This is a genomic window from Hydrogenophaga sp., assembly GCF_041633695.1.
In the GTDB taxonomy this organism is placed as follows: domain Bacteria; phylum Pseudomonadota; class Gammaproteobacteria; order Burkholderiales; family Burkholderiaceae_C; genus Hydrogenophaga.
Window position 1 is genome coordinate 1 of sequence record NZ_JBFJMY010000087.1, and the last position, 12,777, is coordinate 12,777.

Genomic DNA, 12,777 nt, shown 5'->3' on the forward strand with positions numbered 1-12,777 from the left:
GGAAAAACGCCGGGGTGAAGAGGGTTGCCTCTCGGTGCCCGGCATTTACGACGGCGTGGAGCGCTCGCTGGCGGTGCGGGTGCGGGCGCTGGACGGCGAGGGTGTGGAGCGCACCATCGAGGCCGAGGACATGCTCGCGGTGTGTATCCAGCACGAGATGGACCACCTGGTGGGCAAGGTGTTCGTGGAATACCTCTCGCCGCTCAAGCGCAACCGCATCAAGAGCAAGCTGGTGAAGGCGCAGCGCGAGGCCGAGCGCGACTGAAGAGGTTGCGCTTGAGCGGCAGCGCGTCCAGCCCGTCCGTTTGTCTGCCAGCCCAAGCCCCGACACCGTTTCCTGTCCAATAGCCTCCATGAGAATCATTTTTGCCGGCACACCGGTTTTCGCCCGCGTGGCGCTGGAGCGCCTGCACGCGGCGGGCTTCGAAGTGGTGCTGGTGATGACCCAGCCCGACCGCCCCGCCGGGCGTGGCATGAAGCTGCAGGCGTCGCCGGTCAAGCAGTGGGCGCTGGAGCACGGCGTGCCGGTGGCCCAGCCCAGTAGCTTGCGGCTGGATGGCAAATTCCCCGACGAAGCCCAGGCTGCTCAAGCGGCGATGCAGGACGCGCGGGCCGACGCCATGGTGGTCGCCGCCTATGGGCTGATCCTGCCGCAGTGGGTGCTGGACTTGCCGCGCTGGGGTTGCTTGAACATCCACGCCTCTTTGCTGCCGCGTTGGCGCGGCGCCGCCCCCATACACCGCGCGATTGAAGCGGGCGATACCCGCACCGGTGTGACCATCATGCAGATGGACGCGGGGCTGGACACGGGCGCCATGTTGATCACCGAGAGTCTGGACATCGCCGCTTCGGACACCACCGGTGCACTGCACGACCGGCTCGCCGATCTGGGCGGGCGCTTGATCGTGGAAGCGCTGGAACTGGCGGCTTGCGGCGGCTTGCGTGCCGTGGCACAGCCCAGCGAAGGGGTGACGTACGCACACAAAATCGACAAAACCGAGGCGCTGATGGACTGGACCCAGCCCGCAGCGTTGCTGGCGCAGCGGGTGCGGGCCTTCAACCCATTTCCTGGCGCGGGCAGCGTGTGCGCGGGTGAGGTGGTCAAGCTGTGGGCGGCACAGGTGGACGACGCTGCCGCCACCGGCCAGCCGGGCCGTGTGCTCGGTGTCGGACCCGAAGGCATACGGGTGCAGACCGGTCGGGGCGTTCTGGTGCTGACCGAATTGCAGCGCGCGGGCGGCAAGCGTTTGCCGGTGGCCGATTTCCTGCGCGGCTTTGCGCTGGAGCCGGGGCAGGTGTTCGAGCCCGCACCGCTACCGCCACCCACAGAAAGTGTTTGAGCGGTGTTTCATTTAAAGGCGCACCGCAGCCGACCTGAATTCTGGGAGGGCGTGCGCGATCAGAGTTCGGTCGCCATGGGCATCTCGGCCTGGGCTTTGATGACCGGGGTGGCGCTGGTCAAGTCGGGCTTGTCGGTGCTGGAAGCGGTGCTGATGACGCTGATCGTCTACGCCGGCAGCGCCCAGCTCGCGGCACTGCCTTTGATCGCATCAAGCGCGCCGCTGTGGGTGATTCTGGCCACGGCGTTTTGCGTCAACCTGCGCTTCGTGGTGTTCTCGGCGCATTTGCGCCCCTACCTCATGCACCTGCCGATCCGCCAGCGCCTGGTCACGGGCTTTGTCACCGGCGACCTGAGCTATGTGTTTTTTGCGCGGCGCTATCCGGCGCCGGGCGAGACGCCGGAGGAGCTGGCGCGCCAGCAGGCCTATCTCTTGGGCAACTGCGCGGTCAACTTCGTCGCTTGGATGGGCATGAGCCTGGTGGGTGTGGCTCTGGCGAATGCAATCCCCACCCACTGGGGGCTGGGTTTCGCCGGCATTCTGGCCTTGCTCGGGGTCATGAGTTCGCTGGTGAGTTCGCGCATGCGCAGCGTGGCGGCCGTGGTCGCCGGGGCGGCTGCGGTCATGGCCTGGGCGCTGCCGCTCAAGCTCAACATCTTGGTGGCCATCGCCAGCGCGGTGGCGATTTGTCTGGTGCTGGAGAAGCTGCTGCCCCGGCCGCCCCATGCGGGTTCCGGCCATGTTTGACCTTGATCCGATGACCTTGCTGACCATCGTCGCCATGGGTGGGGTGACGGTGCTCACGCGTTGCTTCTTCTTCATCTCCGAGCAGCCCTGGACCTTGCCCCCCTGGGCCCAGCGTGGTTTGCAGTACGCGCCGATTGCCGCGCTGGCGGCGGTGGTGGTGCCCGAGGTGGTGATGACACAAGGCCACTTGATCGACACCTGGCAGGACGCGCGCCTCTATGCCGTGGTGGCGGGCTTGTCGTGGTTCGCCTGGCGCCGTGGCGTGCTCGGCACCATCGTCTGCGGCATGCTGGTTTACATGCCGCTCAAACTCGGTCTGGGCTGGTAGCCGCGCTGCGCGCGAGCCAGGGGCGGCCGAGGCGCCACAGCGCCCAGGAAACGCCCCAGCAGATCAGCAGCGTCCACAGTGTGTGGCTGGGGTAGTGGGCGCCGCGCAGGGTTTGCACCGCACCCAGGAAGATCCCGATGACGCCGATCAGACCCAGCCAGCGCCAGGCCTGGGTGTTGGGAGCGGGGTGGCCCGGGCCGGTACTGGGCTCCAGCCAGGGCAGGGTCAGACCGATGAACGCGAACGCGCTGGACGCGTGCCCACCGGGAAAACAATGCCCCGGGCCACCGTCGGTCAGCCACAGGTTCCAGTGCGACACATAGGCCGCCACACCGCCAAATTCGCTCAGACTCCAAGGGCAGCTGGTGGCGCTGCTGCGCTTGATCAGGTTGATCGCCAGCAAGCAGGCGGTGACCAAAACCCCCAGCCAGATGCGCTCGCGCCGCCCGATCTGGAACACCGGCCAGTGGCCCGCGCTCCAGCGCTGCGGCCACAGCGCCCACACCCACACCAGCGCATACAGCACCACACCGAGCTTGCGCAAGTCGTCGTGCAACAGCGTCTCCATCAACCAGCTGCTGCGCAATGGAAAGCCTTGGGCCGAACCAAAAAAATGCATCACCGCCAGATCGGCACCCAGCAGTTCCCAGGCCAGGGTCAACACCACCGCGCCCAAGAAAAGCAGCAAGTGGCGGGAAAGTGGGGCGGGGGATGAGGACGTGGATGTGGCAGACATGGCGGGGCTGGGTTGCGGCGGGTACAGGAGCCGGGCCATGATAGGCGCCGTACTTTAATGGATCCTTAAGGCCGCAGGCATACCATCGGGCCTGGGAGTCTGCGCGGCAGAGAAGAGACGCAGGCTCCTTGCCGACCGGGCTTCGTCCTATCCGGATTTTTGGGTTTTCAAATACATGCGTGCATTGGTGGTGGAAGACGATCCCGGCATTGCCCGGGGCTTGGTGGCCTCGCTCAAAGAAGCGGGTTACGCCGTGGACACTTGCGCTTCGCTGAACCAAGCTTGGTCAGCCCTGCTGGTGGAACCCTTTGACGTGATGCTGCTCGACCTCGGCCTGGCCGACGGCGATGGGCTCGATTTGCTGGCCCGCCTGCGTGGCACGGCCGAACGCCCGGGTTCCCCCGACAGCTTGCCCCGGCCCGATATGCCGGTGCTGATCATGACCGCGCGCGACGGCGTGAGCGACCGCATCCAGGGCCTGGACAGCGGCGCCGACGACTACCTGATCAAACCTTTTGACGCCCACGAACTGCTGGCCCGCCTGCGCGCCATGCTGCGCCGCGCAGGTGGCCGCAGCCACCCTTTGATCGAGCACGGCGCGCTCGTGCTCGACCCGGCCGCCCACTGCGTGCATCTGGCGGGTGTGCCGGTGTCGCTGGGCGCCAAGGAATACGCGCTGCTGCTGACCTTGCTGCAAGCGCGGCCGCAGGTCTTGTCCAAGACGCGGCTGGAGGCGGCCTTGTACGGTTTTGGCGAAGCGCTGGAGAGCAATGCGATCGAGGTGCACATCCACCACTTGCGGCGCAAGCTGGGCGAGTCGCTGATCAAGACGGTGCGTGGCGTGGGCTACTTCGTGCCGCGCGAAGCAGCGCCACCGACAGCGCCTTCGGGTCGCCGTTCTTCATGAATGCGGCCAGCGGCAGCGCCCGGCCCACGCTCGGGCGCCATTTGCTGTTCTGGGCGCTGGGCGTGCTCGCGCTGGTCTGGGCCGCGCTGGTGGTGGTGGCCTTTTCCACCGCGCGGCGCGAAACGAACAAGTTCACCGACGGCCAGCTCGTCGCCGTCTCGCGCCTGTGGATGAGCACCGCGCCACAGCAGGCGGTGCTGCCAAAGCCGGTTCCGGTTGCGCCGGCGCAAGAGTACGTGCAAGACATGTCGGTGCTGGTCTGGGACGGCGATCGGCTGGCGACCGACACCCACCACCTCGCCTCCGGCGTGGACCTGTCGCTGCTGCAGCGGCCGGGTTTTTCCGTGTTGCTGGACCGGGGAGTGAACCGCGGTGTGGACCAGGGGGCGGAGCTGCCCAGGCGGTGGCGCGCCTATGTGGCGCCGCCCGGGCCTTCTGGCGGCCAGCGGCGCGTGGCGGTGCTGATGGACATGGCGCACCGCGACGCGCTGGGCGCCGACATGGCCGCACACATTGCGCTGCCCGCGCTCCTGGTCATGCCGCTGGTGGGCTTGCTCTTGTGGTGGGCGATCCGGCGCGGCTTGCGCCCGCTGGATGCCCTGTCCCAGGAAATCGCGCAGCTCGATGGCATGGCCGGACAAAGGCTGGAGCCCCAACACCGCTTTCGCGAATTCGGCAGCACCGTCTCGGCCATCAACCAGTTGGTGGATGGCTTGCAGGCGCAGGCCTTGCGCGAGCGCGAGTTCGCGTCGGACGTGGCGCACGAACTGCGCACCCCCCTGGCCTCGGTTGCCTTGCAGGCCAACGCGGCGCGCCACGCGCTGACCGCCCACCCGGCGCAAACCCCGGCCGACATGCCGGATTTTGCGCACGCGCTGGAAGGCATGGAGCAAGAGTCGCTGCGGGCCGGGCACATCCTGTCGCAGCTGCTCGATCTGGCGCGCGCGCAACGGCCGGCCCACGTGGGTGCGGGTGTGGCCATGGCCCGCAGCGCCGATCTCGGCGAGATCGCGGCCCAGGTACTGGCCGCGCACGCCCAGGAGGCGCACGACAGCGGCCACGAACTGTCGCTGGAGCAGCCCGACGAGCGCATCCACATACCCGGCGCGCCCATGCTGCTCGAGCTGGCCCTGCGCAACCTGGTCAGCAACGCCCTGCGCCACACCCCCGCTGGCACCCAGGTGTGGGTTGAGGTCTGGCGCGATGGCGACGCCGTGGGCGTGTCCGTGAGCGACGACGGCCAGCGTGCCGGTGCCGCGTCTGGCGCACAGACCGCAGACGATGGCCTGGGTCTGGGCCTTGGCCTGCGTCTGGTGCAACGCATCGCCCAAAGCAGCGGCGCCGACTTGCAGCGTGTGCGCCCCCGCCCGCCCATGACCACCTGTTTCCGCCTGCGCTGGAAGCAGGCTCTGGCGTCGACGAAAATCCCTTGATTCGTGTGCGTGCACGATCTGTCTTCTCCGGCGGCCTCAGGTCGGTCTGGCCGGTCTGGTTTGTACTTGATTGAGGAATCCTGTGTCCCTTTTGAACCGCTCCCCCGCCTCGCTCCGTGCGGGTCTGCCGCCCATGAGCGGTTCGCTCAGCTACGGCGCCAAACCGCTGTGGGCCGTGTGTTTGTTGAGCCTGTGGCTGGCCCTGGTGGGCAACCGGGCTTTGTGGCAATACTTTTTTGCCTTGCCCGAACAGGCGCAGGCCGGAATGGGCGCACTGCCGTTCGCCATCGGCCTGGGTCTGGTCATCGCATTCGCCATTGCGGCGCTGCTCAGCCTGCTGGCCTGGCCCGGTGTGTTCAAGCCTGTGGCGGTGCTGCTGCTGGTCATCACCGCTTCCAACACCCACTTCATGTTGCAGTACGGCACCGTGATCGACAGCACCATGCTGGTCAACGTGTTGCACACCGATGCGCGCGAGGTGCGCGATCTGTTGTCACCCGGCTTGCTGATCACCTGGGCGCTGGTCATGCTGCCGCCGCTGTTTCTGCTGTGGCGCGTGCCGATTGGTTGGCGGCCCCTGGGCAGCCAGTTGTGGCGCAACCTGCTCACCGCCGTGCTGGCCCTGGCCGCTGCGGTGGGCGTGGCCTTGCTGGTCTACCAGGACATGGCCTCGCTCATGCGCAACCACAAGTCGCTGCGCTTCATGATCAACCCGCTCAACACGGTGTACGCCGGCGGCAAGCTGTTGGCGCAACAACTGCCGCACGAAGCCCGGGTGCTGCGGCGCGTGGGTGAAGACGCCCAGCTCGGCCCCGCGTACGACGGCCAGGCGCGCCCGCCCTTGCTGGTGCTGGTGGTGGGTGAAACCGCACGGGCAGCGAACTTCGGCCTGGGCGGTTATGCGCGCCAGACCACACCGGCACTCGCGCAATGGCAGGCCGGTGGTGATCTGGTGTATTTCAGCGACGTGACTTCCTGTGGCACCAACACCGAAGTCTCCGTGCCCTGCATGTTCTCGCCGCTCTCGCGCCAGGAGCAGGGCCCCTGGACCGAAGGCCTGCTCGACGTGCTGCAGCGCGCGGGCTTGGCCGTGCTCTGGATCGACAACCAGTCGGGCTGCAAGGGCGCTTGCGACCGCGTGCCCAACGTCAGCACCGCCGACCTGCAACTGCCCGCCCTGTGCGAAGGCGGTGAATGTTTTGACGCGGCTCTGCTGGCCGATCTGGACACCCGCTTGGCCGCACTCGACCCGGTGCGCCGCGCCAAAGGCGTGGTGCTGGTCATGCACCAGATGGGCAGCCACGGCCCGGCCTACTTCAGGCGCACGCCCGCCGAGCACAAACCCTTTGTGCCCGAATGCGCGAGCAACACGCTGTCGGAGTGCCCGCACGAGCAGTTGGTCAACGCGTTCGACAACACCATCGCCTACACCGACTACTTTCTGGGCCAGACCTTGCAGTGGTTGCAAAAACGCGCGCAGGACGGCGGCAACGACACCGGCCTGATCTACGTCTCGGACCACGGCGAATCGCTGGGCGAAAACAACCTCTACCTGCACGGTGTGCCCTACGCTTTTGCGCCCACCGAACAAACCCACGTACCCATGGTGGCCTGGTTTTCGCCCGGCCTGCAAAAGCGCATGGGGTTGGGCATGGACTGCTTGCGCAAGCAGGGCGCGGCGCCGATCTCGCACGACCACTACTTCCACACCGTGCTCGGCCTCATGGACGTGAAAACGCAGGTGTACCAGCGCGGGCTGGACGCCTTGGCACCCTGCGAAGGCCCGCGCACCACCGGCCCGTGATGCGACCCGGTTCGCATGGAACCCGCGAACCGGCTGTGCAAAAAAACGGACCTGCTGGGCCTCGGCAGGGCCTTGCTGACACGGCCTTGAAATAAGGCGCCGTTAATCTGGGGCGACCACAGTCGGGGCCATGCCTTGCCCCGGTTCCATCCCCTCATGTTCCCGGCCCTGTGGGCGCCTCCGGCATGCCCATGGGCTGTGCGGGTGGGCGTGTGCGGCGCAGGCACAAGCCCGATGACCAACCTCCACGACCAGCTCTTTCTCTGGATCAACCTCTCGGCCCAGACGCCGCCCGTCTGGCTGGCGCTGGTCCGCCTGTGCTCTACCGCGCTGCCGCCCAGCCTGTTGCTGGGCGTGCTGCTCACCGTCGCCTTGGGGCGCCCGGGTGTGCGCTGTACCGCTGTGCACATGCTGGCCGCCATGGCCCTGGCCTGGTTGCTGGCCCACAGCATCGCGGGCGTGTGGCCCATGCCCCGTCCCTTTGCGCTCGGCCTGGGCCAGCTGTGGCTGGAGCACAAAAACACGCCCGGCTTTCCCAGCAGCCACGCCAGCGTGGCCTGGGCCTTTGCCGCTGCGGGCTGGTGGCGTTTGTCGGCGGGCCCCGCGCGCTGGCGGCCGGTGCGCTGGGTCTTCCCGGCCCTGGCGCTGCTGATCAGCTGGAGCCGCGTGGCCTTGGGCGTGCACTTTCCGTTCGACGTGCTCGCAGGCGCGGCCGTGGGTGTGTTGGCCGCAGCCCTGGGCCGCCCCCTGGTGCGCCGCCTGCTCGCCCACCTGGGGCGCGGCTTTGCAGACCCTGCGCGCCTGAAACCTTGACGCGGTGAAGGGGGGGGTGGCGCCAGCCAGCCTGCTGGGTTGGGCACTGGGTGGCACACCCCGGCGGGCATTTCCTACAATGCGGCTGGAACCCCTTCTTTTCCTCTCGCCTTCTAGGGCACTGCCATGCAATTCATCCGCTTCTCCGACCTCTGCGCCAACGGCCTGGCCAAAGGCAAACGCGTGTTCATCCGCGCCGATCTGAACGTGCCGCAAGACGATGCCGGCCACATCACCGAAGACACCCGCATCCGCGCCAGCATCCCGGCCATTCAAATGGCGCTCGACGCCGGTGCCGCCGTCATGGTCACCAGCCACCTGGGCCGCCCCACCGAAGGCGCGTTCAAACCCGCCGACTCGCTGGCACCCGTGGCTGCGCGCCTGGGCCAGCTCATGAACCGCTCGGTGCGCCTGGTATCGAACTGGATCGAGGGCGAGTTCTCCGTCGCGCCCGGCGAAGTCGTGCTGCTGGAAAACTGCCGCCTGAACAAGGGCGAGAAAAAGAACGATCCCGAACTCGCCAAGACCCTGGGCGAGCTGTGCGACATCTTCGTGCACGACGCCTTTGGCACCGCCCACCGCGCCGAAGGCACCACCTACGGCATCGCCGAAACCGCGCCCATGGCTTGCGCCGGGCCTTTGCTGGCCGCCGAGATGGACGCCATTGGCAAGGCCCTGGCCAACCCGAAACGCCCGCTGATCGCCATCGTGGCCGGCTCCAAGGTCAGCACCAAACTCACCATTCTGAAAAGCCTGGCCAACAACGTAGACGGCTTGATCGTCGGTGGTGGCATCGCCAACACTTTCATGCTCGCCGCCGGTTTGAAGATCGGCAAAAGCCTGGCCGAGCCCGATCTGCTGGACGAGGCCAAAGCCGTGATCGCCGCCATGCAAGCGCGCGGCGCGGCCGTGCCGATTCCCACCGACGTGGTCACCGCCAAGGAGTTCAGCCCGACGGCAAAGGCGACGGTCAAGAAAGCCACCGAGGTGGCCGACGACGACCTGATCCTGGACATTGGCCCCGAGACCGCCAAGCTGCTGGCCGAGCAATTGATGCAGGCCGGCACCATCGTCTGGAACGGCCCGGTGGGCGTGTTCGAGTTCGAGGCGTTCGAAAACGGTACCAAGGTGATCGCACAGGCTATTGCCGATTCCAGCGCCTTCTCCATCGCAGGCGGCGGCGAGACCTTGGCCGCCATTGCCAAGTACGGCATCGAAAAAGACGTGGGCTACATCTCCACCGGCGGCGGTGCTTTCCTCGAAGTGCTGGAGGGCAAGACCTTGCCCGCGTTCGAGGTGCTGGCGCGGCGGGCGAAGGGCTGATTGAGGAAGTGTCTGGTGGACGTGCTCGTAGCGATTAGTGATGGTGAGTATCCGGTGAAGCGCGGACTACATCAAAGCTAGGCTGTAGATGCCCAAGTCTCCCACAGCCCCACCGCAAACAACTGCCGGCTTTCACATAACTCGGGGAGTAGCACTTCGAATCCCTGCAGGCGGGCTTTCTATTGCGCTTGATGAAAGTGGTGAGACAAAGGTAGAACTGAAGGCGCTGCTCTTCCGCCTTGACACATCAGTCCACTGGCTTGAAATTGCACTTGAACATCTGGCATATGCGAAGGTCGCGCATGAGGCGATGGCCGTTGCCCATGCTGAAGGAGGAAAGGTAGGTGAACTACTTCAGGCTACCTTCAAAGCTGCGATGCAAGCAATCGTGGCAGGCGCGACTTTCTTTGAGGCACTGTACGCCGCATCAAGGGACTGCATGCCTCCCGCTCGGCGGGCACCACGAGCGTCGGACGGCTCAGGAGCGAAGCGGTCGGCGCTTGTCGCTGAGCAACTGAAGCGATCCTTCGGGCTCAAGCCAAAGAGGATAGTCGAGCTGGCTAGCGTCCTATCCGAGGTTTATCGCTTTCGCGATGAAGCGGTGCACCCTTCATCCTCGTTCGGACCGCCCGTGGTCCACCCCTTACTTGGTGTCCTGGTCGAACAGCGCCTTGCGATGTTCACGTACCCAAATGCGCAGCTACTTGTTCGCGCTGCGCTCGCGTACTGCAAAATTCTCTCGGCCACAGGGAAGAAGGATGGGCCGACAGAAGTGAAGGACCTCGCACAGTACCTGCTTACCGTAGGGGAGCCGCACTTTCTCCTTTGGGAGCAGACCTATGGCCCGCTTCTGGAAGTGACTGCCACCTAACCCAGCGGTTCCCGCCAAGCCTGTTCAACGATTGAGAGAGGGCCTCCCATGGAGCACACCAACGCAGATGAGTTCATGGCCCACACCCAGCGGTGGCAGCAAGAGTTCGCCTTGCTGCGCGAGCTGGTGTTGTCGTGTGGGCTGGACGAGACGCTGAAGTGGGGCAAGCCCTGCTACACGCTGGAAGGCCGGAACGTGGTCTTGCTGCACGGTTTCAAGGAATATTGCGCACTCCTGTTTTTCAAAGGTGCGCTGCTGAAGGACGGGCAGAACATCCTCGTTCGCCAGACCGAGAACGTGCAGGCGGCGCGGCAGGTGCGGTTCACGTCCGCAGCCGATATCCGGCGGCAGCGTGCGGTGCTGAAGGCGTATGTGGCCGAGGTGATCGCGCTGGAAAAATCCGGCCAGCAGGTTGTGATGAAGAAGACGCAAGCGTTTGAACGCCCACCGGAGTTGCAACAGGCGCTGGCAGAGTCGCCCGCTTTGAGGGCCGCATTCGAAGCCCTCACCCCCGGCCGCCAGCGGGGCTACATGCTGCACATCGCGGCGGCCAAACAAGCCAAGACACGCGTGTCCCGGATTGAAAAGTGCGCGCCGAGAATGCTGGCGGGTAAGGGCCTGAACGATTGACCGTGCCAGGTTCTTGCCGAACAAGCGTTGCGGCCGCTGGCCGGCACAAGTACTGTCCGTAGCCAAGCCCATTTTTTTAGGGAGAGACAAGATGCATCTCGAAGGCTCTTGCCATTGCGGCAGCGTCAAGTTCTCGGTCGAATCGGATTCGCCGGTTCCTTTCATGCGGTGTTATTGCTCGATCTGCCGCAAGACCGCTGGCGGTGGTGGCTACGCCATCAACCTGGGCGCGACCACACAGACCATGAAGGTGCGCGGCAAGCGCTACCTGCGGATCTACCGCGCGCAAATGCCCGACGAGGACGGCGCGGGTACCCATCCGAGCAGCGGCAGGCGTTACTTCTGTTCGCGCTGTGGCAGCGCTTTGTGGCTCTGGGACCCGACCTGGCCCGAGCTCGTGCACCCGCACGCGAGCGCGATCGATACACCGCTGCCCCAGCCACCCGAGAACGTGCACTGCATGCTGGGTTCCAAAGCGCCGTGGGTCGAAGCCGAGGGTGGGCCAAACGATCCCCGCTTCGAGCACTATCCCGACAAGTCGCTGGCAGCGTGGCATACCGCCCATGGGCTCTAGCTGTGAGCGCCGCCTGGGGATGGCCGATGTCGTCGCTGGCTTGGGCGCTGGCCCAGCACCGGGCCACAGGCCGTGACGCCCATGGCTGAACCGCGCTTTTTCGCGACACCGGCGGCCTTCAGGCGCTGGCTCGAACAACACGCGGCCACTTCGGCCGAGTTGATCGTGGGTTACTACAAGGTCGGTTCCGGGCGACCCAGCATGCGTTGGTCCGAGTCGGTTGATGAAGCCCTGTGCTTCGGCTGGATCGACGGCGTGCGCCATCGCATCGATGAGCAGGCGTACCGCATCCGGTTCACGCCGCGCCGGCCGGACTCCACGTGGAGCGCGGTCAACATCGCGAAATTCGAAGCGCTGCTGGCGGGTGGCCGGGTCAGCCCGGCGGGCGCCCAGGCATTCGCACACCGCCTCGAAGCGAATTCCCGCATCTATTCGCACGAGCAGCCAGAAGAGGCCCCGCTTTCGCCTGCAGAGTTGAGCGCATTTCAAAAGCACAAGACCGCCTGGCGCTACTTTGAAAGCACGCCACCGAGCTACCGCAAGCGTGTTCTGCACTGGATGGCCAGTGCCCGCAAGTCCGAGACACGAGCGTCTCGCTTCACCAAGCTGATGGACGCGTGTGCATCCGGCACCCGGCTGCAGTGAGCGGGGCGGTTGCGGCGCGTGTCGCCGCTCTCCAGCTTGAGTTGGAGGGCCTTACCGCCGCGTAGGAATCCGCAACACCACCCAGGCCCCCACCGCACCAGCGGCCACCAGCACGCCTTGCCACACCGGTTCGCCGCGCAGCACCCAAGTCGAAGCACCCACGCTGATGAGCATGGACAGCACAGCCACGGTCTTGGTGCGGCGGCTCAGGCTGTGGTCGCGTTCCCAGTCGCGCAAGGGCGGTCCCAGCCAGCGGTGGTTGAGCATCCAGCGGTGCAGGCGCGGTGAGGCTTTGGCGTAGCAGGCGGCGGCGAGCAGCACAAACGGTGTGGTGGGCACGCCGGGCAGCAGGGCGCCGACCAGTGCCAGCAACAGCGACACCGAACCGGCCAGCCACAACAGCCAGCGCAGACTGGGGGCCAATGGCGCCTGGGCGGGGCTGGGCGTTTCGGGGGTGGTCATGGGTGGGCGGTGTGGGGGTGCCAGGTGGCTGAAGCCGACTACCACGCATGATAGGGCGGCTGGCTGGCCCGGGCGACAAGCCCTTGCCGTGGACGGGCATGTCGACCGGTGGCAGCGCGGCTGGGCGCAAAAGCCCACAATCGTGGCCATGACTGCTTTGCAAA

General features: G+C 66.2%; 15 protein-coding genes. 13 read left to right on the forward strand and 2 right to left on the reverse strand.

Annotated elements, in window-relative coordinates; translation table 11 throughout:
- The 4 genes from ABYB95_RS07610 to ABYB95_RS07625 all read left to right on the forward strand — a co-directional run.
- Nucleotides 1-265, forward strand: a 265-nt coding sequence (locus tag ABYB95_RS07610) for a peptide deformylase (RefSeq protein ID WP_372657869.1), incomplete at its 5' end; no start/stop codon positions are given.
- A gap of 88 nt (nucleotides 266-353) precedes the next feature.
- On the forward strand, nucleotides 354-1,340 hold the full coding sequence (fmt, locus tag ABYB95_RS07615) for a methionyl-tRNA formyltransferase (RefSeq protein WP_372657870.1): 987 nt from the start codon (nucleotides 354-356) through the stop codon (nucleotides 1,338-1,340).
- Between the two features lie 3 nt (nucleotides 1,341-1,343).
- Nucleotides 1,344-2,087 carry an AzlC family ABC transporter permease gene (locus ABYB95_RS07620; protein WP_372657871.1) on the forward strand — a complete coding sequence of 248 codons (744 nt, stop codon included), beginning with the start codon at nucleotides 1,344-1,346 and terminating at the stop codon, nucleotides 2,085-2,087.
- Nucleotides 2,080-2,415: an AzlD domain-containing protein gene (locus ABYB95_RS07625; protein ID WP_372657872.1), complete on the forward strand. Its 336-nt coding sequence runs from the start codon at nucleotides 2,080-2,082 to the stop codon at nucleotides 2,413-2,415. Before ABYB95_RS07620 ends, ABYB95_RS07625 begins: the two co-directional genes overlap by 8 nt.
- Here ABYB95_RS07625 and ABYB95_RS07630 read toward each other — a convergent pair.
- Nucleotides 2,393-3,103 (reverse strand): phosphatase PAP2 family protein, encoded by a 711-nt coding sequence (locus tag ABYB95_RS07630; RefSeq protein ID WP_372657873.1) that lies wholly within the window; start codon nucleotides 3,101-3,103, stop codon nucleotides 2,393-2,395. The two genes, ABYB95_RS07625 and ABYB95_RS07630, sit on opposite strands and share 23 nt — an antisense overlap.
- 223 nt (nucleotides 3,104-3,326) lie before the next feature.
- Between ABYB95_RS07630 and ABYB95_RS07635 the strand changes: the two genes are divergently transcribed.
- From ABYB95_RS07635 to ABYB95_RS07675, 9 genes are all read left to right on the forward strand, one after another.
- Entirely contained in the window at nucleotides 3,327-4,058 is a 732-nt protein-coding gene (locus ABYB95_RS07635; RefSeq protein ID WP_372657874.1) for a response regulator, read from the forward strand.
- Nucleotides 4,055-5,491 (forward strand): sensor histidine kinase, encoded by a 1,437-nt coding sequence (locus ABYB95_RS07640; protein WP_372657875.1) that lies wholly within the window; start codon nucleotides 4,055-4,057, stop codon nucleotides 5,489-5,491. The genes ABYB95_RS07635 and ABYB95_RS07640 overlap by 4 nt, the downstream gene beginning before the upstream one ends.
- Before the next feature lie 82 nt (nucleotides 5,492-5,573).
- Nucleotides 5,574-7,295 carry a phosphoethanolamine transferase gene (locus ABYB95_RS07645; protein ID WP_372657876.1) on the forward strand — a complete coding sequence of 574 codons (1,722 nt, stop codon included), beginning with the start codon at nucleotides 5,574-5,576 and terminating at the stop codon, nucleotides 7,293-7,295.
- A 234-nt stretch (nucleotides 7,296-7,529) separates the two neighbouring features.
- On the forward strand, nucleotides 7,530-8,108 hold the full coding sequence (locus ABYB95_RS07650) for a phosphatase PAP2 family protein (protein ID WP_372657877.1): 579 nt from the start codon (nucleotides 7,530-7,532) through the stop codon (nucleotides 8,106-8,108).
- Between the two features lie 126 nt (nucleotides 8,109-8,234).
- Nucleotides 8,235-9,431, forward strand: coding sequence for a phosphoglycerate kinase (locus ABYB95_RS07655; RefSeq protein ID WP_372657878.1), 1,197 nt, complete (start codon nucleotides 8,235-8,237; stop codon nucleotides 9,429-9,431).
- Nucleotides 9,432-9,519: 88 nt separating this feature from the next.
- On the forward strand, nucleotides 9,520-10,302 hold the full coding sequence (locus ABYB95_RS07660; protein WP_372657880.1) for a hypothetical protein: 783 nt from the start codon (nucleotides 9,520-9,522) through the stop codon (nucleotides 10,300-10,302).
- 75 nt (nucleotides 10,303-10,377) lie between these two features.
- On the forward strand, nucleotides 10,378-10,932 hold the full coding sequence (locus tag ABYB95_RS07665; protein WP_372657884.1) for a YdeI family protein: 555 nt from the start codon (nucleotides 10,378-10,380) through the stop codon (nucleotides 10,930-10,932).
- 91 nt (nucleotides 10,933-11,023) lie between these two features.
- A complete protein-coding gene (locus ABYB95_RS07670; RefSeq protein ID WP_372657881.1) occupies nucleotides 11,024-11,506 on the forward strand; it encodes a GFA family protein in 483 nt (160 codons plus the stop codon).
- 81 nt (nucleotides 11,507-11,587) lie between these two features.
- Complete coding sequence (locus ABYB95_RS07675) at nucleotides 11,588-12,151, forward strand: YdeI family protein (RefSeq protein ID WP_372657882.1); 564 nt, start codon at nucleotides 11,588-11,590, stop codon at nucleotides 12,149-12,151.
- A gap of 51 nt (nucleotides 12,152-12,202) precedes the next feature.
- Here the strand turns inward: ABYB95_RS07675 and ABYB95_RS07680 are convergent, their stop codons facing one another.
- Nucleotides 12,203-12,613, reverse strand: a complete 411-nt coding sequence (locus tag ABYB95_RS07680) for a YbaN family protein (RefSeq protein ID WP_372657883.1) — start codon at nucleotides 12,611-12,613, stop codon at nucleotides 12,203-12,205.
- Nucleotides 12,614-12,777: the final 164 nt, after the last annotated feature.